Annotated in this window: 22 protein-coding genes; 4 read left to right on the forward strand and 18 right to left on the reverse strand. The window is 62.9% G+C overall.

Going from position 1 to position 21,115, the window contains the following annotated elements:
- Nucleotides 1–65: 65 nt before the first annotated feature.
- Both BGP17_RS19950 and BGP17_RS19955 read right to left on the reverse strand, forming a co-directional pair.
- Entirely contained in the window at nucleotides 66–596 is a 531-nt protein-coding gene (locus BGP17_RS19950) for a hypothetical protein (protein ID WP_286713344.1), read from the reverse strand.
- A 186-nt stretch (nucleotides 597–782) separates the two neighbouring features.
- On the reverse strand, nucleotides 783–2,249 hold the full coding sequence (locus BGP17_RS19955) for a hypothetical protein (RefSeq protein WP_145986319.1): 1,467 nt from the start codon (nucleotides 2,247–2,249) through the stop codon (nucleotides 783–785).
- A gap of 325 nt (nucleotides 2,250–2,574) precedes the next feature.
- Between BGP17_RS19955 and BGP17_RS19960 the strand changes: the two genes are divergently transcribed.
- Nucleotides 2,575–3,321, forward strand: a complete 747-nt coding sequence (locus BGP17_RS19960; RefSeq protein WP_017501080.1) for a hypothetical protein — start codon at nucleotides 2,575–2,577, stop codon at nucleotides 3,319–3,321.
- 104 nt (nucleotides 3,322–3,425) lie between these two features.
- On the opposite strand, the gene BGP17_RS19965 is transcribed toward BGP17_RS19960, so the two are convergent.
- From BGP17_RS19965 to BGP17_RS19985, 5 genes are all read right to left on the reverse strand, one after another.
- Nucleotides 3,426–3,602, reverse strand: a complete 177-nt coding sequence (locus BGP17_RS19965; RefSeq protein WP_037522677.1) for a DUF1289 domain-containing protein — start codon at nucleotides 3,600–3,602, stop codon at nucleotides 3,426–3,428.
- A gap of 100 nt (nucleotides 3,603–3,702) precedes the next feature.
- Complete coding sequence (locus BGP17_RS19970; RefSeq protein WP_017501079.1) at nucleotides 3,703–3,978, reverse strand: metal/formaldehyde-sensitive transcriptional repressor; 276 nt, start codon at nucleotides 3,976–3,978, stop codon at nucleotides 3,703–3,705.
- Nucleotides 3,979–4,063: 85 nt separating this feature from the next.
- Nucleotides 4,064–7,108 carry a MobF family relaxase gene (gene mobF, locus BGP17_RS19975; protein ID WP_017501078.1) on the reverse strand — a complete coding sequence of 1,015 codons (3,045 nt, stop codon included), beginning with the start codon at nucleotides 7,106–7,108 and terminating at the stop codon, nucleotides 4,064–4,066.
- Between the two features lie 3 nt (nucleotides 7,109–7,111).
- Nucleotides 7,112–9,394 (reverse strand): type IV secretion system DNA-binding domain-containing protein, encoded by a 2,283-nt coding sequence (locus BGP17_RS19980; RefSeq protein ID WP_017501077.1) that lies wholly within the window; start codon nucleotides 9,392–9,394, stop codon nucleotides 7,112–7,114.
- Nucleotides 9,384–9,674 (reverse strand): ATP synthase subunit B family protein, encoded by a 291-nt coding sequence (locus BGP17_RS19985; RefSeq protein WP_026109164.1) that lies wholly within the window; start codon nucleotides 9,672–9,674, stop codon nucleotides 9,384–9,386. Before BGP17_RS19985 ends, BGP17_RS19980 begins: the two co-directional genes overlap by 11 nt.
- Before the next feature lie 463 nt (nucleotides 9,675–10,137).
- Between BGP17_RS19985 and BGP17_RS19990 the strand changes: the two genes are divergently transcribed.
- A complete protein-coding gene (locus BGP17_RS19990) occupies nucleotides 10,138–10,374 on the forward strand; it encodes a hypothetical protein (protein ID WP_412549603.1) in 237 nt (78 codons plus the stop codon).
- A gap of 149 nt (nucleotides 10,375–10,523) precedes the next feature.
- On the opposite strand, the gene BGP17_RS19995 is transcribed toward BGP17_RS19990, so the two are convergent.
- The 8 genes from BGP17_RS19995 to BGP17_RS20030 all read right to left on the reverse strand — a co-directional run bounded on the left by BGP17_RS19995 (nucleotide 10,524) and on the right by BGP17_RS20030 (nucleotide 17,168).
- Complete coding sequence (locus tag BGP17_RS19995; protein ID WP_017501074.1) at nucleotides 10,524–10,745, reverse strand: hypothetical protein; 222 nt, start codon at nucleotides 10,743–10,745, stop codon at nucleotides 10,524–10,526.
- Nucleotides 10,746–11,134: 389 nt separating this feature from the next.
- Nucleotides 11,135–11,710: a hypothetical protein gene (locus BGP17_RS20000; protein WP_017501073.1), complete on the reverse strand. Its 576-nt coding sequence runs from the start codon at nucleotides 11,708–11,710 to the stop codon at nucleotides 11,135–11,137.
- Nucleotides 11,711–11,870: 160 nt separating this feature from the next.
- On the reverse strand, nucleotides 11,871–12,845 hold the full coding sequence (locus BGP17_RS20005; RefSeq protein ID WP_017501072.1) for a DUF2493 domain-containing protein: 975 nt from the start codon (nucleotides 12,843–12,845) through the stop codon (nucleotides 11,871–11,873).
- A gap of 430 nt (nucleotides 12,846–13,275) precedes the next feature.
- Nucleotides 13,276–14,064, reverse strand: a complete 789-nt coding sequence (locus BGP17_RS20010; protein ID WP_017501071.1) for a hypothetical protein — start codon at nucleotides 14,062–14,064, stop codon at nucleotides 13,276–13,278.
- A gap of 263 nt (nucleotides 14,065–14,327) precedes the next feature.
- Entirely contained in the window at nucleotides 14,328–14,666 is a 339-nt protein-coding gene (locus BGP17_RS20015) for a single-stranded DNA-binding protein (protein ID WP_026109163.1), read from the reverse strand.
- Between the two features lie 423 nt (nucleotides 14,667–15,089).
- Nucleotides 15,090–15,749, reverse strand: coding sequence for a hypothetical protein (locus BGP17_RS20020; protein WP_017501069.1), 660 nt, complete (start codon nucleotides 15,747–15,749; stop codon nucleotides 15,090–15,092).
- A gap of 71 nt (nucleotides 15,750–15,820) precedes the next feature.
- The gene (locus BGP17_RS20025; RefSeq protein WP_017501068.1) at nucleotides 15,821–16,837 is read right to left on the reverse strand and encodes a TerC family protein; all 1,017 of its coding nucleotides are present in this window, start codon (nucleotides 16,835–16,837) and stop codon (nucleotides 15,821–15,823) included.
- Nucleotides 16,838–16,982: 145 nt separating this feature from the next.
- Entirely contained in the window at nucleotides 16,983–17,168 is a 186-nt protein-coding gene (locus BGP17_RS20030) for a hypothetical protein (protein ID WP_026109161.1), read from the reverse strand.
- 316 nt (nucleotides 17,169–17,484) lie between these two features.
- Between BGP17_RS20030 and BGP17_RS20035 the strand changes: the two genes are divergently transcribed.
- Nucleotides 17,485–18,432: an HNH endonuclease signature motif containing protein gene (locus BGP17_RS20035; RefSeq protein WP_201039030.1), complete on the forward strand. Its 948-nt coding sequence runs from the start codon at nucleotides 17,485–17,487 to the stop codon at nucleotides 18,430–18,432.
- On the forward strand, nucleotides 18,432–19,073 hold the full coding sequence (locus BGP17_RS20040) for a hypothetical protein (protein ID WP_017501065.1): 642 nt from the start codon (nucleotides 18,432–18,434) through the stop codon (nucleotides 19,071–19,073). The genes BGP17_RS20035 and BGP17_RS20040 overlap by 1 nt, the downstream gene beginning before the upstream one ends.
- A 68-nt stretch (nucleotides 19,074–19,141) precedes the next feature.
- Here the strand turns inward: BGP17_RS20040 and BGP17_RS20045 are convergent, their stop codons facing one another.
- The 3 genes from BGP17_RS20045 to BGP17_RS20055 form a co-directional block, all read right to left on the reverse strand.
- The gene (locus BGP17_RS20045) at nucleotides 19,142–19,702 is read right to left on the reverse strand and encodes a DUF736 domain-containing protein (protein ID WP_017501064.1); all 561 of its coding nucleotides are present in this window, start codon (nucleotides 19,700–19,702) and stop codon (nucleotides 19,142–19,144) included.
- 510 nt (nucleotides 19,703–20,212) lie between these two features.
- Nucleotides 20,213–20,629 (reverse strand): hypothetical protein, encoded by a 417-nt coding sequence (locus BGP17_RS20050; protein WP_145986321.1) that lies wholly within the window; start codon nucleotides 20,627–20,629, stop codon nucleotides 20,213–20,215.
- A gap of 151 nt (nucleotides 20,630–20,780) precedes the next feature.
- On the reverse strand, nucleotides 20,781–21,104 hold the full coding sequence (locus BGP17_RS20055; protein ID WP_017501062.1) for a DUF6488 family protein: 324 nt from the start codon (nucleotides 21,102–21,104) through the stop codon (nucleotides 20,781–20,783).
- Between the last annotated feature and the right edge of the window lie 11 nt (nucleotides 21,105–21,115).

Here is a 21,115-nt window from a genome sequence, read left to right on the forward strand (position 1 = left end):
AGCCAGGGACGAGTTCAACATGGGTCAATTCTCAGTGGAAATTTACGCCCTACCCGGGTCACTTCTCAGTGGAAATCAACAGCTGCGAACGACTGCGGGTCGACGGGTCCGAAGTCTTTCAGTCGGTCATGAGCCAGCTGGATTTTCGCTCTTCGGCGGCTTGCCACAGCGATGAGCTCAAGATGCGGCTCGACCAGCCTGATCGCGTCGTCATATTGTTCCTCATCGACAAGGCTCGTCGCAAGCTGCGTGAGCTCTGGAAGGCTGCGCAATGTCGGGCGGGCCGCACGATGAATGTAGACCGAGCCGATCAGCCACGCGAAAGCGATCAGAAAGGCGAACTTGCGCGGGACGCCCGGATCTGCGGCCCCCAGTTCAAGATAGCGGCACATGCCGCCGAGAGTGGACGGGCAAGCCGGAGGATTGAGATCGAACAGTTCGAACGCCAGTATCGCGATACTGGCGGGGACCGCCAGGATCAGTTGCGATCGCCAGGACATGGAGAGCCTGATCCGTTGCACGGGGCTGAGCACCGCATAGAGCGCCGCAAGAAGTGCGAGGACCGTGAGAAAACCGTCGAGCGTCAGATGCTTCACCCCATCTTGTCTGGGCCAGCAAAATAGCGTCGAAGCCGGTCAGGCGAAATGAAATAGTTCCACAATATCCTGCCCATTGGGGCGGGAGTGGCAATACCCGCCGGAAGAGACCGTGCAAAGGCTCAGTTCGTACAGAAGACCGGCAGAGACGCGGGTGCAAGATGAACCATCGCGCAGCCTAACCCGTCACGGAGAGGGTCGAGGGGCCAGCTGTTTAGCAGCGCTTACAACAAGATCGACCAGTTCAAGGTGAAGGGCATCCTCCCCCTTCGCCATGGGTAGCGTGTAGAGACCATAATCATGGTCACGGTGCGGACTATCAACCCCAGCCGCATAGCCTGCGTTATGAAGATCATTAACCGGACGGTTGAGCCACACGGCCTCATGATCGGCCATGTATCGGCTGGCGGCGTCGTAGATGCAGCGGCCGAGCCAGTCGGTTCTTTTCCGCAGGTCTGGCTCACCGGCAATGGCACGCCCCAGATAGTCGTGAGGGAATGCGGTTTTGGCAGCATCACGAATTTGGTCAAAGAAGTCCGCTGGCAGCGCCTCGATGAGCCGGACACTGACCGTTTCAGCGATCACAGCGGATATGAGGGATTGGTTCCCGTTGACGTCCAGACGCCAGACCTCCCGTATCAGCGTCGTCCTCGCGGGACTGTTGCCGGGCGCTCCCAATTCTCGTGTGATCGCCTTCAGCCGATCGATGAACAGGAACAGTATGTTGGCCTTGCGTTTACCGGCCGTATGGGCTGCATCTCCCCAGGCTAGTGCCGACTGGAAAAACACTGGTGTTCCGCCGTCTATACTGAACAGCGGAAGATCAGAAAGTTTGATTTCGCCAAAGGGCATGCCATGGTGCTTTGCCCAGTCTCGAACCCGCCGAAGGTCCCGAATTTGCCCGGTCCCGCGGCCGGCCTTCGGATGGAAGCGCACCCATATCGCCACAGCACCGAAACGGCTCTCACCGACCGCGTTGCGGAGAGCCCTCGCCATTTTGTTGAAACGGCTGCCGGTTATGGCGTCGTCGATGAACAGGATAAATTTCGCGGCCTTCATCACGGGCATGGACGCCAGGTCTTCAGCGGACTCACGAACGGTGCGTCCATTTAGAGCCCGGTCATTCCGAGGGCACCCCCACTCGACAACCGTGACGCGAATGCCGCGCGCCTGAGCGACCTCGCGAAGCACAGCGATGGGAACCGTATTGCCGAGCGGCGCCTCGACCAACGTCACTTCCGATTTGCCGCTACGGGTCAACCAGTCGCACAAATCCACGCAGATCTGCGCCAATTCCGCAAATTGCACACGGCCCAGATCGAAAAGTCCCCGCGCACCTCGCCGCATCACACGATCGACCAACGGGACTGCGATCGGCGTTCCGCCGGCTTTCGAGTTATGCTCGAACAGGCTGGCGAAGCTCTGCGCCGCCATGAACGCAGCGGCCGCGTCGCCCGTTGCATCTCGGGCCGGATTCGGCGCGAAGAACTCCTCTCTCTTGCTCCAGAAGTCCTGGAGACTGGTCGCAAAGACCCGGTAACGTGTCATTTGGGCAACCGACGCGGGATCATTTTCACCGATGTCGGTGCAGAATTGCTCAAGGGCGGAGCGCAGCTCCTCCGGCGTCACGAACCGATAGCGGTCAGCGATCATCGCGGACGTCCCGAAGGCCGCGTCTTGTTGCGCCAATGAGAAATACCGTGCGGCAAGGCCGCTCGGGGCATTCCCGGTGGTACTGTCGCAGAGGGCTCGCACGAATTGCCGCTTCCGGACCGCAAATGACGGAGGCTGCAAGGGGGCTGCCAAAGGCAGAGAAATCATCAAGGCTCCATCATGGACAAACTGCCTGCGGTCGGACCGCGACGCGAACGAGTTTATCCCGTAAACAAAATGCCGTGAAATGTCCTTAGTTACTGTAGTCGTTAACAAAAACAGCCTTATATTGCGACGGAGTGTAAGCCTGAATTGCAAGGAAAGCATGACCAAAAGCGAAAAGTTACAGCAGGTCCGCCGTCAGATCGAAGGCTGGCGGGGGCAATTTCTCGCCAGAAGGGATCCTCCCTGGGAGGTTTCTCAGGTTTCGAAACTGGTCGCACTTTTGACAGAAGCCAGGGAGATCATCCGAAAATCACTGGGCGAAGGCAGCGCCTACTTTATCAATATTCCCACCTTTACGACACCTGGCAGGGGCACACATCGGCAGCCTGAAAATGACGAGATCGTGCAATGCCTGCACCTGATCGATGCCGCTGTTCGAGATATCCAGGCCGAAGAGCAAGCCGCCGAGAGAACGACAGAGCCAGTCAAGATGCCGGCTGTATCCTTCGTATCTGAGCACACGATCCGGGAATTAAAGGCACTCCCCAGGACGACATATGATTTCAGCCGGTTGGTAGTGCTCTGCCGAGAGCTGAACGTGACCGCTGCCGGCGAGGCGCACATGGCCACGATGATGCTCTTACGGGCGATCATGGACCATATTCCGCCCGCTATGGGCAACTTCACCACATTTGCTGATTTTGCTGCGCAATATCCAGGCCAAAAGTCTTTCAAGCAGCAAATGGCCAATTTCAATCAACTGCTCAGAAAAGCGGCTGATGGCCATCTTCATTGCCACATCAGACGTCGCGAGAGCGTTCCGACAGCCGAGGAAGCGAACTTCCGAACACCCCTCGGCGAACTTCTACGTGAGATTGTTGTGCGACATACGCCGGAGCAGAACTGACAGGAGCAATTGGGCGGCGCGATCCAAATGAGTTGGGCCGGGCTACCCGGTCCACTCGCTGCCCCGGTGGGACGCCCGCAATTTGGCGAAGAAACAGCCTGCCGTCACACTTTCCCCTTCTGAAGCTTCGCCAAACGGCGCGGAAGTTCAGCTGTGATCTTGCGTAACTGATGCGGCTGTGCCTTCTTCCAGGCACGCACTTCAGGAATGGTTCGGCCGCAGCCCCGGCACCAGCCGGTCTTCCCGTCGAACGAACATAGATCGATGCAGGGCGAGCGCATCCGATCAACCGCCGCGCTTGAGTTCAAGGGTCGGATTCAGCCGCGATGCTGATGCGGCGCGCGTCCCACTGGCGGAATAAGCAACTTCGCACCCCATCGCTTACTTGGCGTACCGGCGTATCGCGGTAACGAGCGCCTCGGCCCCCTCATCGCGTTGTGCCTGGGTCAGATTGGGCCCGGAAACATGTTCCTTCACGTGAGATTCGATCAGCTCATCGATCAGACCAGTCACAGCGCCCCGGACTGCGGCGGCCAGATGAAGGGTAGTGGAACAGTCCTGACCGGTATCCAATCCGCGTTCGATTGCCTGCAACTGACCAATCAGCCGGCGGACACGCATCTTGAGCGCATCCTTCTCTCGGAGTAAGTGAGCCATACAATACCCCCCTACCCTATAAAGGATACTGGCACAAGGTTTGGGAGCTGGCTGTCATCCCTCAGAGCTTTCGGCGCGCCTACACCTAAAGGTCGAGGCCGAGGCTGCGCTCAGGCAGGGGCGGTAAGAGGTCGGGTCCGGTCCTTCCTTCGATCGATTGACCAGGGCCAACATTCAGCACCCCTACTGCGGGTCTTCCGGTTTTGTCTCGCAACGGTGGCAGGTCGGCAGGAAGTGGTGGGAGAATCCCCGCAGGGATGGGGCCAGGATCGAACGGTCCCTTCGTACCGCCGGGACCGCCGCCGCCGGGCCGATCGATATCGATCCGGCCGACGGTTTCGAGCGCGGACGTCTTGTTGCCTGGATTCATGTCGAGCTGGCGGGTCAGCTTCTCCTTATCGTCCACGACGAGGGTGAGATCGTCGCGCACCCGGGTGACCCCGACGTTGAAGAGGCGCTGATTGGAAAGGTTTCGCTCATAGCTCGACATGACCGTGATCGCGCGATCGGTCGTGATGCCCTGCGCCATATGCATATTGAGCGCATAGGCAAGGTCGAGGCGCGAGAGCATCGGATCGCCGGGTGCGAGCGTCAGCTTTTCGCAACCAGCGGTTTCGACTGTCACGCCAGTGGCATCGACGCCAAGAATTCGGGCCAGGGCAGCGTTGTGCAGGCCCCGCTCCTTGTCGTTCGCTGTCCAGCGGATCCGGTCGCCCTCGCGAAGGGCTATGTCCTTACGCTCGGTAAGGGCGATCTGGTCGCGCCTTTCTCCAGGGGTGATGCGCTGAGGGTCGATGCGAAACCGCCGGCGGCCATCGCTGATCTCGATCCGGCCGTTGGCCTGGACCTTGAGGATATCGAATCGCCCTGCCCGAAGGCCCAGATCGGGCGCGCCGCCGCGACCGACCTCGATCGTCTGGCCGGCCCGGTAGGAAGAAGGATAGCGCAGTTCCTCGCGGGTTAAGTTGACCCGCTCATAGACAGAGAGTTGCACTGCCTCGCCTCTCAAGGTTCCCTCAGCTGCGAGGCCCTTCTGGATTTCCTCGTTGATCGTAGCCCGCGCCTCACGGCCCGAAGCAAATACGGCCGTCACGTCACGATCGCCCGGCGCGAGTGCAAGCCAGCGCTCTGCGGCATGCTCGGCCGGCGCGCCATGCTCGATGACCTTTTCGCCAAGGACGCCGAGCGCCTGGCCGGCCTGCCCGACATTGGCGAGCGCCGCGACGGTGCGCAGCTGGTCGGTGCGCTGGCGAATATTCTCGTCCATTCGCGCGATGGAGCCGCCCCCCGCCTGGATCAGCGCGAAGGATTTTCCCGCGTCGATCGAGGACAGCTGCTGTCGGTCGCCGACCAGGACGAGCTTGTCGACACCCATCAACGCGCTGATGTCCTGAAGTCTGAGCATGTCCTCGCTCGACACCATTGAGCTCTCATCGACGATCAGCATGGTGCCGGCGAGCGCAGAGCGTGCTTCATCAAAACGTGGCCCGTGGGGGTTTGCGAGATGTTTCTCGTTTTCCAGGACGAACGACGCGATGGTGCGGGCTTTGATCCCCGCTCCTGTCGCCATGTCGGCTACCATCTTGTTCTGGAAGGCCAGACCAAGGATGGTCCTCCCTTCTGCTTCCGCAACCCGCGCGACGCTTGCCAGCATGGTCGATTTGCCGGCGCCGGCGATGCCCTGGACGATCACCGTGCGATCGGACGAGGCGATAATCATGGTGGCCGCACCGAGCTGACCTGCGTTCAGCGGGAGCGCTGCGGCGGCCTGAAGGCGGCCAGGTGCTTCACTCGCTGGCACGATGGGCTCGACCGTGCCTTTGCCAGCTTCGACCCGCGCCAGAATCTGCGCCTCGGTCTGGAGCGCCTGCGGCGTCGTGACCATGCGGAAGGTCCCGTCGTCTCGCCTTATGGTTTCGGGGACCAGCGCGCCCTTCTCGAGCAAGGCGCCGATACGGCGCTCGACGGTTTCTGAAGTGACGCCCTTAAGCGCGAGATCGACAGCGGTCTTTGTGAGCAGCCTCAGGCTGAAAGCCGCCTCACGCTGCCCCAGAATGCGAACGGCTGATGCCAGGGCCAGCTGGGTTCGAGCCTCGGCGGGCGACTGCGTGAGGCGAGCCAGTCCGCGATCGACCAGGGGATCCCCAGGCTGGACGATCTGGGACAGTTTCTCCCACGCCCCGCTGATGGCGTCACTGACCGCGCGGTAGCCACGCTCGAGGGCGCTGCCGGGCTCAGCACGCTGGGCTCGGGCGACCGCGGCGTCCAGCAGGGCCTTTCCGTCAAAGCCGAGCGATGCCGCTTTATCCTTCCAACCGACGCGCAGGTCGTCCCTGTCGTCGACATGGAGCTTGGGATCCCGGGTCCGCGTCGTGACTTCGCGCATACCCTGGGGACTGGTGATCCCAAGTGCCCCTGCCTTGGCGAGGATCTCCTCACGACGCTGGCTGAAGGCTTCGAGCACAGCCTTGGGAACGCCCGCAATCTCGAACGTGCCATGCTTGCCACGCATGTCGAGCTGGTAGCCTAGCTTCTCCAGACCATCGCGCAGGAACGCGTGGTAGATCGAGCCGATCACGCTATTGTTGCGCCAGATCTCGCCATTATGGAGCGCCTGCCACTTGCCATCGGCCATGCGCGTGAGATTGGCGATGACGGCATGGATATGCGCCTGGGGGTCGAGGGCCCGGCTCGTGTCGTGCTGGAAGAGGGCATAGACGAGATTGCCGGTCCGGAACGGGACCTTCTTGCCGTCGACATCCTTGCGACCCTCGGCGAGGTTGGCCTCGACCCATTTCATGGTCGCCTTGACCGCTGCCATATTGGCGTCGAGCACCCGCTTGTCGCCTGCGACATAGGCCATCACCGAGGCGGACTTCGGCATGGAAAAGGTGAGGTCGATTCCCGCCTGCCGGTTCTCGACCTGACCCACCATCGTACCGTCGGGAAGGCGGCCATTGAGAACACCCTCGAAGGCATCTTTGGACACTTGGCCGGAGAGGCCGAGCTCGTCGGCCCCTTCCCCGGCCCAGCCGCTTACTTCGGCGCTGCCATCGGCTGTGTAGTAATCGTCCTTGGCGAAGTAGTTCGCCGCACCTGAGGCAGAGCGGACCGGGGCGACCGAGAGCATGGCCTAGATCCCCATGTCCATGCCACCGTCAGGCTCCAGGCCCGCGGAGAAATCGTGACGCAGTTCGACCAGCGTTTGATCCTCGACGGAGGACATCGACGCTGTAGCTGCCCGGCTGTCTGCGGCATCGGTCCGTTCGCCTCTGCGTGACGGATCTCCCTCGCCCGTGGCGCGCGGCTGCGCGTTGATCCCTTGCGGTTCGCGGCTCTTTTCCCCTTCGTCGTCGCTGCGGTTCCGGCCGGGTTCTTCGGCATTCTGCTCGAGGATGCGTGCTGCCATTTCCTTGGCGAGATTGCCCGGCTCCACCACCTCCTCGACGATCTGCCCTGCCCCGTCCCGCCCGCCAGCTTCCCCCTCTTCCGCGTCTTCAAAGGCCTCTTCGGCGCGCTTGGAACGCACCGGCCGTGGATCGGGGCGCGGGAGGAAGCCTTCAGCGACCTGCGGGTAGTGTTGCCATTCGAGTTTGATCCTTGCGGCGGGGAAACCGTCGGGGAACTTCACGAAGCCGTGAAGCGACGGCAGGTTGGTGATATCGTCGGCTATGACGAGCGGCTCCACCTGCTTGCGCGGCGTGAGAGTCGAGGCGTCTCGGGTGTTGTTATAGCCGTAGCTGTAGGCCTCATCCATTTGCCGGACTTCGCGATTGCCGATGTAGCGGGCGCACTGCTCGGCGGTATCGAGATCAGCGGTCGCCAGAATGAGCTTCGAGCGTGCGAGAGAGGCGAGATTGCGGGCTCCCTGCTCGCCGTACACCTCAACCAGCTTCTCGAAACTATGCAGCCCGAGAATCATGGCCCCGCCAAAATTGCGCGCGGTCTGCAGGCCCTTTTCAATCGCCGGCACCCGGTGAAGTGCCCCGACCTCATCGAACATGAACCAGGTGCGCAGCGCACTGGTGCGCGGCAGCTTCATCAGACTGGTGATCGCCAGGTTCATCCACAGCGTCAGCAGCGGCTTGTTCATGTCCAGATCGTCATAGTCGGACGTCATGAAGAGAATGGACCCGGGCTTGCGATCCGCCATCATCCATTGGCGGATCGAGAAGGGTTCGCCCTCGTCGGGAAGGAAGCGCAACACCTGCGCATTGGTATTGAAGACGGCCCGGATGGACTCGGCCATGCGTGCGGCTTCCGGCGCGGTCAGTGGATCGGCAATCGTGTTGGACAGATAGCGATGAACCCGCTTGAGATCGGCGGTCATCAGATTTTCGGCCAAGGCCAGATTGCTGGTTTCCCCGCGCTCGATCAGGCGCATGCACATTTCGATGAAGAGGGTCCGCGCCGCCAGCGCCCAGAAGGGCTCTGACGAGCCGCCATCGGAGGGGATGAGCGCGACGGCTGCCGATGTGAAATTGCTGTATGTCGAGCAGTCGTTGAAGATCGACCAGGCGGGGCAGCGCTGATCCATGGGGTTGAGGATGGTGTCGCGCGAGCGATCGAAGAACGCCTCGACATAGGCCCCGGTGAGATCGAAGATGACCGCGTTGTCCTGTCGCGCGCGCATCTGGGCAACGAGGCTGCGCAGCGCGGTTGTCTTGCCCGCACCGGTCGTGCCGATGAGCATCGTATGGGACTGCTCCATCCGATGGGGATAAGGGATGTCCGCGAGCGTGTAGGGATGGTGGATGCCGCCTTCCTTGCGCGCCGAGAATGGCAGGCGAAGCACCTGGGCACTCGACAGGCCGGGAAAGCCCTCGCGGGCGTCCTCTTCGAACTTGGCGCGGTTGTGCTGAACCACCTCCGAGTAGAGGAGGTCCCTGCTGACCAGCATGGCGCCGCGCTCATGGCGTTCCTGAAGGATCGAAAGGCCACGCTTGCGGGACATGTCGACGAACCAGATGGCGAGTGGAATCGCCACAAAGATCGAGACCAGAAGGGCACCGAGAACGCCGCGCATGGCCACCGACCAGGCCCGTATGACATCCGGGATGTGGGGCACATAGGGCATGATGGTGCGCATCACCTCGCCACTGGGCAGGGTGACGTTCACGCGCTTGTTGGGATCGAGCCCGATCCAGTCCCAGAGCATAGCGTAGAGCTTCATGCAGATCAGCTGGAAGCCGTGCTCGTCGAGCCGCACGGACATGATCACGAACCAGGCCGCCACGAACGCAAAGAACCAGAGCAGCAGCGGCAGTTTCGCACCGGCGAACCACATGAGCATTTCATGCGTGATGAGCTGGCTGCCACGGGTGAAGTTGCCAGCGTTGCGCTGCACCCTGCCGCGGGAGGAATGGTGGGTGAGCGGGACCGATCTGCCATCGGTGCGGATGTCCTTACGCGCCATGATATTGCTCCAGGCGCTTGTCGGCTTCCGCGATGATGCGGTCCCGATATTCGGGATATTGTTCGCGTATGATGATATCGAGCGCGATCTGCTGGAACTCGCTGATGCGGGCCAGCCGGCGCTGGCTGGCGTTCAGCAGATCGTTGGCGCCCAGATAGGCATCGACCGCGTCGCGGACGAGCTTTGCAGGGGTCTGTTGCCGATCGTCGGCAAGCGCGCTCAACCGAGCCCATTGGGTCGGCGTCAGACGCACGTTGTAATGGCGAAGTTTGCTGCTCAACCCAGCCTCCTAGCAGAGAGGCTGGTGGGGTCTCAGAAAGTGGCTGTTTTCTTAGCCGAAAACCTCCTGCCGCGCAACGCGGACTGTGGTGCAGCATTGGCGGCAGTCGCGGCGACTACATGCAACCCGTTGGTTTTCAGTGCTTAATGGCGAGCGCAAAATATGTACTCGGACGTCCCACACAGCGCATTCACGATAACGCTTTGAGGTTACAAGACAATATTGCACCGCAGGTGCATACGGTGTGCATCTCTGCCTTAGGATTGTTCGCTATGTCTGCGGGGAGTGGGACAGACGATCGGATCGTGGCGCGAATCCGGATCCGGCCAGGCACCCTGCCGCTCAGCCGAGCGGAACAGTCCGATCCTGGGCGGCCGCCTATCAAGCGGAAAACGCCTGCAATGGTGGTTTCCCGGTCGGCTCTGGTGCGATAGGCTGCCTGTCAGTTCGCAGCCCGATCAGCGTGAACCAAGAGGTGCTCATGGCACGAACGATAGAACAGGAGCGCGCGGCGCTTGCTGAGGACGAACGGCGGCTGACTGACAGGCGCCGCCAACTGGAGGAACGGGAGCGCGACGAGGCGATCAAGGCGCTCGATAGAGCCGGATTGCTCAAGCTCGATCCACGCAGGATCGAAAGCCTTGGCAAGCGCATAAAGGCGCTCGGCGTGGACGAGGTCGAAAAGCGCCTCGCAGCGTGACGGGCACGCCCGCGTTTCGTGCTTTGGGATAGGCATATCGTCCCGAAGTTCAAAGACGCACCGGACGGGCATGAGGGGCTCGATGCCCCTCATGCCCGCACCATCCGACAGCAAAAAAGGGGAGAGGCGCCTGGCCCCTCCCCTCCCTGTCAGTTCTCGTCCCAGAGCCCGCCCGGGATCGTGTGGACTACTTTGTCGATGAGCATCGCGGGGAGTGCCCCATAATCGCCCTCGTCGATGGCGATGAACCCCGCTTCCTCGTCCTCAAGCACATGCTGGTCGAAGTAGCTGTGCAGCGCGCGGCGCTCTGCGCAGGCGATCGCGGCGAGATAAGCGGCGTGGTTGTAAGTGCTGGTCGAGATGATCTGCATGAGAGCCTCCTGCTGTCTTGAATGACTGCAAGGCTGGCGTCGGCCGGGTGAGGTCGGGTCAAGGAGCGCCGGCAACGCCGGCGACCGCGCAGCGGGCGGTGGGGGTGCCGATTTTGTTGGGTGTGCCGTGGAGCGAAGCGGAGCGGTGCGCCCGGCAAAATTGGGGGGACCGCCGATCCTTGAGGCGGCCTCGCCCGGCCGACATACTTGGACGTCAGTGAGAGATGTTTGGTTTCGTTCTGGGAGCAGGCCGATGCGTAGCGCCGTGCGGCCCGCAGGGGCCGCGCGACACGCGAGCGAGCGGGCTGCGGTGCTTGGAGACAGCCAGCAAAAAAAGGGGCGCGCCGCACCGAAATGCGACGCGCCCCGCCGGTTCGAACAGGGGAGGCTCAGGCCCATTCGAACCGGGAACTGTCATCGAGCCGGGCGCTCTCGATCAGCGTCGTCAACGAGGGCAGATAGTGGGCGAGTTCAGCGTCGTTCAGGCGGCGTTGCACGGCAGGATTGGCCAGCCGCTGCCGGAGCGTTTCGATCGGGATTTCACCGACACTGTCGGCGCGCAAGCCGAGGCTTTCGAGCAGCGCCATGGCAGGGGTCGCGGGGAGGTCGAGCTCGAGGGCGCGGTCCGAGGTCTCGGCGACCCGCATGCGGATGGGTCCGTTCGGGCTCGTGTGCCAAACCTTCACCCGGCGGGCCCTGAACTGGGCTTCCTCCAGGACGGTGATGACGTCGGTCGCATAGTCGAACAGACGGGCAAGGGTCGCGAGGGCAAACGGGCAGACACGGGCCTCGAAATTGTCCGAAAGCTCCTCATCGCCACCCCGGCAATGCAGCAGGGTCTCGCCTGTCCTGTCCCCCTCGGCAGCAAGCCGCGCGCGAAAAGCGGCGAGTTGGCGGGCGGTGATTTCGGCCGGTGGGACGATGCGGTCGTCAAGGTCGGTTGCGATACGGAAAACGATGCTCATCTCCAGCCTCCTTCTGGCAGTTCGCATCTCCTGTCCCCCTCCCCTTTATTCTGGCGTTTCAGGGTCGGCGCGAGGGGGTTCGATGCCCCCGAGCGCCGACATCGAAGCACAAGAAGAAGGTAGAGGAGGCCCCGGCGAACCGGAGCCTCCCCATGCGCGGTCAGGCGCGTCTGGCGATCGTCTGCTGGGCGAGCCGCACGATGTTGAGGGGCACCCCTGCCTGCCGCAGCTTCTGGGCGAGATTGGCCTGGATCCCGGTGCCTTCACAGATGACGGCGTGCACCGGCTTGAGGGCCAGGATGCGGTCATTGCGCACGAACGCGGCGCGGTTGCCAAGGCTTCGGTCGAGGCGGAACTGAATGACCTTGACCCCGCGCGAGGCGGCCCAGGCATGGGCGATGGCATCGCAGCCTTTGGACTGTGCGGTGGTGGCGAGGATCATTTCCGGAATTCGGGCCTTGATGCTGTCGAGACCGGAGAAGAGGAGATCGGCATCCTCCCACTGCTGGCCGCCCGAGAAGGCGACGACCGGTCCCTGGGGTTCATACTGTTCGCGGCGGGTACGGCTGCGCGAGGCCAGATAGTCCCGAGCATCGATCATCGAGGCCGTCAGCCCGCTCGATACGCGGCTTCCCTTCACCGGCGAGAAGGGCTTGCCGACCTCGACGCGGTAGACTTCCCCGGCGTGGTCCCGCATGCATTCGAGGGCTTCGCGGCACCCCTGCAAGGTCTGGCAGAGCGTCTGCGCGTCCTCGACTTCGGTGGCGTAGATCTCGGAGGGATCATAGTGCCGTGCCAGTTCGCCGAGCTTCTTGGCAGCGTCATCCTCCCGACCTTCCACGCGCTTGGCGACGACATGGAAGCTGTTCACGAAGCCCCAGGCGAGGTCGGTTGCGAACGGCTCCATCCGGGTGTCGCGAAAGACGTCGAAAAGCGTCGCCATCATCATTTCGACGGCAGCGCGCACCTGGTCTGGATCGGGCATTTCGAGGCGCTCGGGCGCGTCGGTGGTGCTGAGCTTGGCCATGTCGCTATAGTCGAGAAACGAACCGTCATAGCTTTGGACCTGCGCGTCGGTCGCGCGTCCGTCGGCGATGTGGCGGGCGAGATCGGCGAAGTTGGTGAAGTTGCGCATGAAAGCCTCCTTGGAAGTGATCTCATCCTCGTGATGAGACTTTCCTCAGGGCATGCGGCGGTCGGGGCGGTCAGGGACGGTGGCCCGCATGGGCCGCCGCCGCGCCAGCGGGGAGCGGGGGAACCGATTTTCCGGTGTTGCGGCCGCAGGCCGTGGCAGCTGAAAATTGGGGGGACCGCTCATCCTTGACCGGCCCGGATCCCCGCATGTCATACTAGGAGGTCATAAGAGAGAATAATTACACACTCCCCTCAGCTTCAGGTTCCATCGCAAGGCGATCGTCACCCGGCAGGGCGGAGACGCGCCGTAAGGCGCGGCTCCGGGAGCGCAGCGACTAGAGCGCCGGTCCCGGCGCAGCCGGGATGCGCCAGACCCTCTTGCCTCTTCCCCAGGCGTTCCCCCCGCTCCCCGGCCTGCCCTCACTCGGGACCTAACGGCCCTTCTTCTTCCCACCGGCGGGCCCCGCCGGCGCAGCCGGCGGGGGTGTCACGGCTCTGGGCGTGAGGATCGACCACAAGGGCCACACGGGCTCCGCATCATCGGAAGCGGGACGAAACTCGCTGATGTTTCGTTTGAGGTCGCTGGCGCAGACCTCGCGCATGGACTGCCGCTTGGGATCGCCCCACAGGTCGGGCTGCGCCTTGAAGTCGGCATTGCCCTCGCCATGATACTCCCAGAAGATCGGGCGCGGCCCCTGGGCTTTACGCTCTTCCTCGTCCTCGGGAGGCTCCCAGCGTGTATCCCAGCACAGGACGACATTGGACCGACCCTTGCGCTTGTCGAGATAATGATAGTGCCAGCCCACGCCTTTGTGATGCTCGCGCTTGAGCGAGTCCGCGCCGCCCGGGAGCTTATGGACGAGGTAGAGGACGACAGGCTCCGGAACGCGCGAGACGAGGGGCACATGGCGCACGGGTTCGGCAAATCCGCGCACGATGCGGCGCAGCGGTGCCCGCTGGGTCCATTCGCCCAGTGAATAGGTGGCGCCGTGGGGGAGCGGCGGAGCCTCGCGTTCCGGCAACCATTCGGCTTCCTGCAGGGCCTCGTTCAGGGCGTGGACGATCCCGTCCAGCGTGGACGCCTGCCAGGTCCAGTCCGGTTCGGGCAGAGGACGCCAGTGAGCAGCTTCGATAGCCTCGGGTTCCCAGTCATCGCGCGGCGTCGAGAGTTGCTTTGCGGTGCCCAGCAGCTCGTGCGCCAGGTCGTAGGCTCTGTCCATATTTACGATTTCTCCCGGATTGTTTTCAGGTAGCTAGAATGTTGTTTGAAAGTTGTTGCACACCTGCCGGCTGGAAGCATGCGTCAGTGACCCTCCCGGCCCAATTGGGGCGGGCGGTGGCGCAGTGCCGCCTGCGTCCGAACAGACAGTTCGACGACGGATCCTTCAAGACTATGTTCACAGATCATAACATCTTATTGAAGTTACGCCGATTATTTGGGCCCGGCCGGTAAGGCGCCGCCCTGCGGGCGGCGCCTTCGGGATCAGCAGAAGTGGACCTTCTCGCCGATCACCTCGCAGCCGAACCGTTCGACGCCGCCCTGGTCCTGCCAGCGGGTGTAGTGGAGGCGTCCCTCGATCGCGATCATGTCACCCTTCTCCTTATTCTCGGCGACCGCCTTGCCCAGGCCGTTGAAGAGGGTGACCTTGTGGAACTCGGTCTCCTTGGCGGTGTAGCCGGTCTGCGGGTCCTTGTAGCTCTTGCCCTCGTTATTGAGCTTCACCCGGTCGGTGGCGACGATCAGCGTGGTGATGGCGGTGTTGCCGGCGGTGCGGGTTTCGGGGGTCTTGGCGATCCGGCCGAGGAGATTCATATTGTTCATGGCGCTGTTCCTTTGTGGGTGCCGGCGGCCTTTTCCGCCGGATGCCACTGACAAGGGGGCAGCGTGGGGTGCGCCGCACCGGAGCGTGAGCGGAGGGAAACCGGAAGGAAGGGGTTTGGCGCGGGCAGCCGCGTAGCGGCAACACGGGCCCCTTCCTCCCGGTTGCGGCGCACCCTGCGCTGCTGCCAGGTGGCATCTCAGCAGGCGGAAATGCTGTCGGCACCCTTGGGACGTAGCGCCCGCAATGTGGATCTGGCGGAATTGCCAAGACCCCCGAAACCCGCGCGAAGCGCAATTGTCACCACGCTGATCGTGGCTGTTGCGCGGTGCGTTGTGACGAGGGGTGGGCGTCAGGGGCCGCCTGCCGGCGTCCGTCTTGGGAGAGCAGGTCCACCAGAGCGCCCCTTAGCCGCCGGACGGTGGTCAGCCGAAATGAGTACGCTCGGTGGGCATGTATCGCGGTTCGGGATACTCCATGCGCCCGTTCAGCGAGCATAACAGCGCGCGAAAGTCTCGAATGGCTGCGAAGAGATCGGTGAGCGAGCCAAGGTCGCGGTCCCGGAAGGCATGGATGGCATTGCGCCGCGCCTGCACTGTCCGGCCCAGTGCGATCTGCTGGGGCGCGAGGAGCTCGGCCTTCTCGGCATAGGCGAGGATCGTGTCGAGCATCAGCTCGTCAGGATCTTGCAGCACCTGCCGCTTGATGTGCCAGGCGCGTGTTTCCCTGGTCGTCTCGTCGGCCCGGTAATCGGCGAGATAAACGCAAAGGAAGAGCTTGAGGGCACCTTCCATGAGCGCGCCGAGATTGGCCCAGGCAAGGATCAGGTCGCCATCGGAAAGCGTGTCCTCCTGAACCCAGCGCCGCAGGCTATGCGCGAGCGAGGCGATCCGGTCGAGGCGTGCGGAGCTCAGCATCTGCGCGGCATCCGCCGGTGCCCAGCCCCCGGCATTGTTCCAGAAACGCGCGAGCCCATCGGCGAGCGTGGCGATACGATCGACGATATCGCTGATGGGGAGCGCAGCTATCTCGTCAACGAACCGCGCATGCTGCTCCCCCAGCATTTCTTGAAACCGGGTGTCCATGGCAAGGCAGGCTAGTGCGCGACTTGGGTGCGCGCCAGTCCGAAGATGCCTGTGTCGCGTGACCCGCAAGCTCAGAGGAGAGCCCGCTCACCCTCCCCGCCCGCCTCGGGTTCTGGCGCAGCGCCACGCATCCGCCACAGGGAGAGCAGCACGCCGCCAGCGATCAGACCAAGGGTGATGGCGAGGCTGATCGACGCCGGGAAGGTGCCGTCTTCCAGCAGGAAGTCGGCAATGAAGATTTTCGCGCCGATGAAGACGAGCACCAGGGCGAGCGCGTGGCTGAGCAGATGGAAGCGGTGGATCATCGCGGAAAGCGCAAAATAGAGCGCCCGCAGGCCCAGGATCGCCATGATGTTGGAGGTGTAGACGATGAAGGTGTCCGTGGTGACCGCGAAGACCGCAGGAACGCTGTCGACGGCAAAGACCAGATCGGCGATATTGATGACGATGAGGGCGAGCAGGAGCGGCGTGATCGCCGTGACGAGCCGTCCGGTCTTCGCGTCCGGGATGCGGGTCAGGAATATGTTTCCCTCAAGGGCCGGCGCGACCCGAAGATGGCGCGACAGGAAGCGCACCAGCGGGTTGGCGGTGACGTCGGGCGGATCCTGATCGTTGGAGGCGAACATCTTGATGCCGCTCAGGATCAGGAAGGCCCCGAAGAGATAGAGAACCCAGTGGAACTGCTCCACCACTGCAGCACCAAGACCAATCATCAGCCCGCGCAGGAACAGGACCGCGACGATGCCCCACAGGAGCGCGCGATACTGGTAGAGCCGCGGGATGGCGAAGGCGCTGAAGATGAGCGAGATGACGAAGACATTGTCGATCGACAGCGCCTTCTCGAGAACGAAGCCGGTATAATATTTGAGGCCGAGATCAGCGCCCTTCTCGATCCAGACCCACGCGCCGAATGCGAGGGCGATGGCGATGTAGAAGAGCGAGAGCATCAGGCTTTGCCGGATCCCCATTTCCCGGTCGCGGCGATTGAGGATGCCAAGGTCGAAGGCCGTGAGGCCTGTCACCAGGGCGATAAAAGTCATCCAGAACCAGGCGGGCGTGCCCAGCCAATCCGTCATCAGCCAGTCCATGGCGGTTTTCCGTTCTTGATCAGGTCATGGCGCTGCGTCGGTGATGGGCGCAGGCAGGTGTCCGACGGAACGGCGGGGGGACGCCGTCCGCCGGACGTGCAGACCATCTGCGGGGGCGTGGCAGATGGTCCGGGGCGGGCGCGCCCTAGCGCGCCGCCATGGGCGTGAGCGCCTGCGGGATCAGCCGGTTGAGCTGATCCTTGATGATGAGTTTGAGGCGCTGAAGGCGAAACAGTCGAATACGGTCGGGCGCGGCGCGCGCCCTTTCGCGCTGCAACTGCTCATCCAGGCGCTGCTGGCGGGACAGGAGGCGAAAGCTACGGTCAGTCATAAGCCACTCCATGAGGCGATCATGTGCCAATCGGGCAGCCACAGATGGAATGGGAGAAAAGCGAGAACAGCCAGACCCATGCATCGGAATACCCGATGCGGTCCGACATCACGACACACGCAACAGCATGTCTCGCCAGAGGGGCCCGGCCCGCACTCCAAGGATGGGATTGACCGCGAGGACGTTCAAGGGCGGACACACAAAAAATCGCACAGGCATCCCCCGCACTGTCGCTTATGGTCTGCGTCGGAATGGACGCGCGATTCCCGCCGGTCCGCCCTACCGATGTAATTGGGGAATTTTCTTGGCGACGCGGGTGTTCAGAACCGACAGGAGTATCTTCGCCGAGGAAGCCACGCGCGGCCGGGTGCAGGCGCTGCTCGAGCGCCACGGCATCACGGTGACAGGGCACCGACAGGACAAGCGCGGCAGCGCGATCATCCAGGTGATCGAGGGCCATATCGGCGACGGCCCGCCGATGCGCATGCATGTTCGGCTATGCTGGCGCCGCGATGGGCGCAATGCGCGCGAAGCGCTCTATTCGGCAGCCCAGCTCAAGGCCCGCCGCGACAAGGACGGCTGGGAGCAGACGCTCGCCGGCGTCGCAGCCCGCCATCGCCGCGAGGGCCATACCCACAGTCTGATGGTCCAGGACAGCGAGGCAGGGTTCGTCTTCGCGGTGCTGGTGCCTTGCGACGACATACCGATGATCTGGGAGCGTCAGCGCGCGGTCAGCGCGGATCTGCTCGAGCGCGGCCTCGCCGGTAATCTGAGCGCCAACCATGCCGCTAATGGTTCGAGCCCATCGCTCTGGCTACAGGATGATCGCTATCCCGACACGCCGGCGGTCGCCCGCGTGATCTGGGACTGGCCGGGGGTGATCAATGTGATGGCGCTGGCGCTTGTCGGACCGGATCAGCGAGAGACCGATACGCTGGACGATCTGCCGGTCTCTCCGGCCGACCTCGGCCGGGATGGCGGCGAACCGCGATTGCAGGTGATACGATCGGGCTATCCACGCGACGCGCGGGTTCGCGAGGCTGTCGCCCGGCGCGCTGGTGGGCGGTGCGAACGGGCAAGTTGCACCGAGGCGCGCGACTATCCGGGCTTTCTCGATGTCCACCACATTCTCGGGATCGACGTCAGCGACCGGGTGTGGACGTGCGTCGCGCTCTGCCCGAACTGCCACCGGGAGGCGCATTTCTCGCCGGATCGCGACGCGATCAATGCGCAGCTGCGCGATTTTGCGGCGCAGTTCGCCTGATGCCGGAAAACGAGGGGCAATGGGTCTCGGTCGACGAGGCCGAGGACGTGGCAGGCTCGATCCGCCATGCGTTGCGGGCCGCCATTTTCGCGCAGGAGGATCCGCAAGCCTGGAAATGGGTGCTGCTCGCGCTGCATTCGGCGCTTCAGGGCGCTTGTGTGTGTCACCTCACGACAACGGCCGCGCCGATCGGAGCCGTGACCGAGCGCAATGCGGGTGAATGGATCGATTATTTCGCGGCCTTGCGGGACGATCCAACGGTCAAACAGCCCAAGACCTATCTGATGGCGCTACCGGACTTGCTGAAGGCGATACGCAAACCCCATTCTGCGGGTGATCGCTCGAATGAGACCGGGGTGACCCTGAGTGATGCCGAACTCGCCTGGCTTCGACGCATCCACGATGAGGTCCGCAACCAGTTCGTCCATTTCGAACCAATGGGATGGTCGCTCGAGGTGAGCGGCGTGCCCGCGATTGGCCAGCTCATTGCGCGGATCCTGCGCGAAATGCTCGATATGGGCTGGGCCTTCCGCCATCTTGAGCGCGAAGCCCGCGCCGCACTGCGCGCAGATCTGGAGACGCTCTCCAGCACCGGCTGGGCACCGGGACCGAACGACGACCAGACGACGCGAGACAGCTGAAGACGAACAGGGCCCACTTCGCGGGAGATGCGAAGCGGACCCTGTCGTCCCGGACCTGAAGCTGGGCGTTACTGAGCCATGTCGGGCTCGCGGACCTCTTCGCTTGCAGCGCCGCGCCGACCGCGCCCGCGCGCTGCCCCGGCCGGAGCGCCGCCGAACTCTTCGGCGGTGGATTCGCCCAGGCCGTCACCTGCCGGAGCACCACCCGACGGCGCGTCCTGCGCGGTTCCGGCGTCTTCCATGCCCGGCAGTGGCGGCAGTCCCTCCTCATTGTCCTTCGGCGCCATTGCGGCCGTCACGTCGCGGCGGCGCTGCGGGCGTTGCCAGACGATGTTGTAGGAGCCGTCTTCCTGGCGGAAGGCCGAAATGTAGAGCGGTTGCGCCAGGCTGGGATCGTCGATCTTGCCGTTGAGGAAGGCCTCGCCGGTCTCGCGGGCGGTGAGTTCGAACAGCGCACCGACCTGCACCCAGGCGCGCGACACCGTGTTGAGGGCGTGGATTTCGTAGCGGGGCGCGCGGGGATTGTTGCTGCGCACTTCGCGCAGGGCCACCGTGACCGAGACCGTGAGGGTCGACACGCGGCCAATGAAGATGCCAGCTTCGTTCTGCTTGATCGAACCGATGTTCATGGGACTTCTCCAGGACTTGTTGCTCTCGAACCCCTTGTCCGAGACACTTCATCCTTTCCCCCTCCTCTCCCCGGCATTTCGCCGGGCGGGCGCGCACGCGCCCCATCATCGCCGCGCCTTCCGCGGCGATGGGTGACCCGGTCGTGGAACAGAGCCTTCAGGGCAGGCCGCTATGGAATAGCGGCGCGCGTGACCTATCGCTGTTATGAGATGATCAGGTCCGGCATCGCGTCTGCAGCCCTGATCCCGGGGCGTTTCTTGTGCCTCAGCTGAAGAACGGGTGAGGCTGGAAGTCGATAGGGCCGACATGCAGAATGCCTGCTGTGATCGCCGGCGAAACCATCAGAGCCGAGAGTACGGCGATGCCGAGGTGAGCTGTACCGACATGGACACTAGCTGCTGCCTGCTCAGTATGGCCAATTGCCAACTGGGCGTAATCAGAGTGATCTCACTGATGGCGCTACAAATTGCCTGATCGGCAAGCATCCATCACACACGAATTGACCATGTTCAATTCGCGGCGCTCGGACTGTCCGGAATTCCGGTCACGTCGACCCAGACTTCCCCGCCTGTGTCAGCCCATAAGCGCATGCCTTCTTCCGGCTCGTCCTTTACGATTGTGGCTGGGCCAACCCCGCGAAAGCGCACGAAACCCTCCTCTGGCAGGCCGGTCGTACGTCGACCAATTTCCCGAGCATCGGAGGACAAGAAGACTTCATGAACGGCGACGACGTCGCCATCATCGTTCGTCACTGCAAAGATCGTCGAGTTGTTCTCGGGATGATATCTTACGCAATCGGGGTATGAGCTGCTTTCAGCTATACGCTTGCTCGGACTATCTTTCATCGCGGGTAGACTGCCAATAAGGTTTGATGCTGGCGAATAGAAACCACAGACATCAGCTGAACGCCAGAGTTGTGTGAGCATATCGGCCCCTCTCCTTGGCCGCTCTTCGCAATAGGCAGGTCAGAAGCGTCTGGTCGGCTCCCCCACGCAGTGGTTCCGGCAATTCATGCAAACCCCATGCATGTCAGAACCTGAAGCTGGGCGCGATTCTGACGAACCGCGCCCAGACTCATCACTGAAGCTTATGGCTCGATGAAATCAGGCTGCGGTCTGCGGCCAGGACGATGAAGAGCGTCTTGCGCGATGCCTGAACTTCGGCGTTGTTGCGCAAGGTCACCACGTCCTGCCGGGCGCCACCCCGCATGCGCGACGTAACACTGAGTACCTTGGCCTTTGACCAACTTGGGGCAAGTTGCCCTTTCGTCACCAACTTGACGACATTGTCTCTGGCGACCTGTTCAACGGAGCGCTCTGCCTGGTCGTCATGATCGCCGTGCGCAAGTGCGCCGGTCGCCGACATAAGGGTCGCGGCAAAGGCGATGAGGAGCTTATACATCTCTGTTCCTT

This window comes from Sphingomonas sp. 67-41, assembly GCF_001899725.1.
GTDB classification, from domain to species: domain Bacteria; phylum Pseudomonadota; class Alphaproteobacteria; order Sphingomonadales; family Sphingomonadaceae; genus Sphingomonas; species Sphingomonas leidyi.

Excerpts from the sequence above, each read along its gene's own strand:
- BGP17_RS19955 (WP_145986319.1), bottom strand. The coding sequence starts at position 2,249 with ATGATCGCTGACCGCTATCGGTTCGTGACGCCGGAGGAGCTGCGCTCC.
- BGP17_RS19960 (WP_017501080.1), top strand. The coding sequence starts at position 2,575 with ATGACCAAAAGCGAAAAGTTACAGCAGGTCCGCCGTCAGATCGAAGGC.
- BGP17_RS19965 (WP_037522677.1), bottom strand. The coding sequence starts at position 3,602 with ATGCGCTCGCCCTGCATCGATCTATGTTCGTTCGACGGGAAGACCGGC.
- BGP17_RS19970 (WP_017501079.1), bottom strand. The coding sequence starts at position 3,978 with ATGGCTCACTTACTCCGAGAGAAGGATGCGCTCAAGATGCGTGTCCGC.
- mobF (WP_017501078.1), bottom strand. The coding sequence starts at position 7,108 with ATGCTCTCGGTCGCCCCGGTCCGCTCTGCCTCAGGTGCGGCGAACTAC.
- BGP17_RS19980 (WP_017501077.1), bottom strand. The coding sequence starts at position 9,394 with ATGGCGCGTAAGGACATCCGCACCGATGGCAGATCGGTCCCGCTCACC.
- BGP17_RS19995 (WP_017501074.1), bottom strand. The coding sequence starts at position 10,745 with ATGCAGATCATCTCGACCAGCACTTACAACCACGCCGCTTATCTCGCC.
- BGP17_RS20000 (WP_017501073.1), bottom strand. The coding sequence starts at position 11,710 with ATGAGCATCGTTTTCCGTATCGCAACCGACCTTGACGACCGCATCGTC.
- BGP17_RS20005 (WP_017501072.1), bottom strand. The coding sequence starts at position 12,845 with ATGCGCAACTTCACCAACTTCGCCGATCTCGCCCGCCACATCGCCGAC.
- BGP17_RS20010 (WP_017501071.1), bottom strand. The coding sequence starts at position 14,064 with ATGGACAGAGCCTACGACCTGGCGCACGAGCTGCTGGGCACCGCAAAG.
- BGP17_RS20015 (WP_026109163.1), bottom strand. The coding sequence starts at position 14,666 with ATGAACAATATGAATCTCCTCGGCCGGATCGCCAAGACCCCCGAAACC.
- BGP17_RS20020 (WP_017501069.1), bottom strand. The coding sequence starts at position 15,749 with ATGGACACCCGGTTTCAAGAAATGCTGGGGGAGCAGCATGCGCGGTTC.
- BGP17_RS20025 (WP_017501068.1), bottom strand. The coding sequence starts at position 16,837 with ATGGACTGGCTGATGACGGATTGGCTGGGCACGCCCGCCTGGTTCTGG.
- BGP17_RS20030 (WP_026109161.1), bottom strand. The coding sequence starts at position 17,168 with ATGACTGACCGTAGCTTTCGCCTCCTGTCCCGCCAGCAGCGCCTGGAT.
- BGP17_RS20040 (WP_017501065.1), top strand. The coding sequence starts at position 18,432 with ATGCCGGAAAACGAGGGGCAATGGGTCTCGGTCGACGAGGCCGAGGAC.
- BGP17_RS20045 (WP_017501064.1), bottom strand. The coding sequence starts at position 19,702 with ATGAACATCGGTTCGATCAAGCAGAACGAAGCTGGCATCTTCATTGGC.
- BGP17_RS20050 (WP_145986321.1), bottom strand. The coding sequence starts at position 20,629 with ATGCTCACACAACTCTGGCGTTCAGCTGATGTCTGTGGTTTCTATTCG.
- BGP17_RS20055 (WP_017501062.1), bottom strand. The coding sequence starts at position 21,104 with ATGTATAAGCTCCTCATCGCCTTTGCCGCGACCCTTATGTCGGCGACC.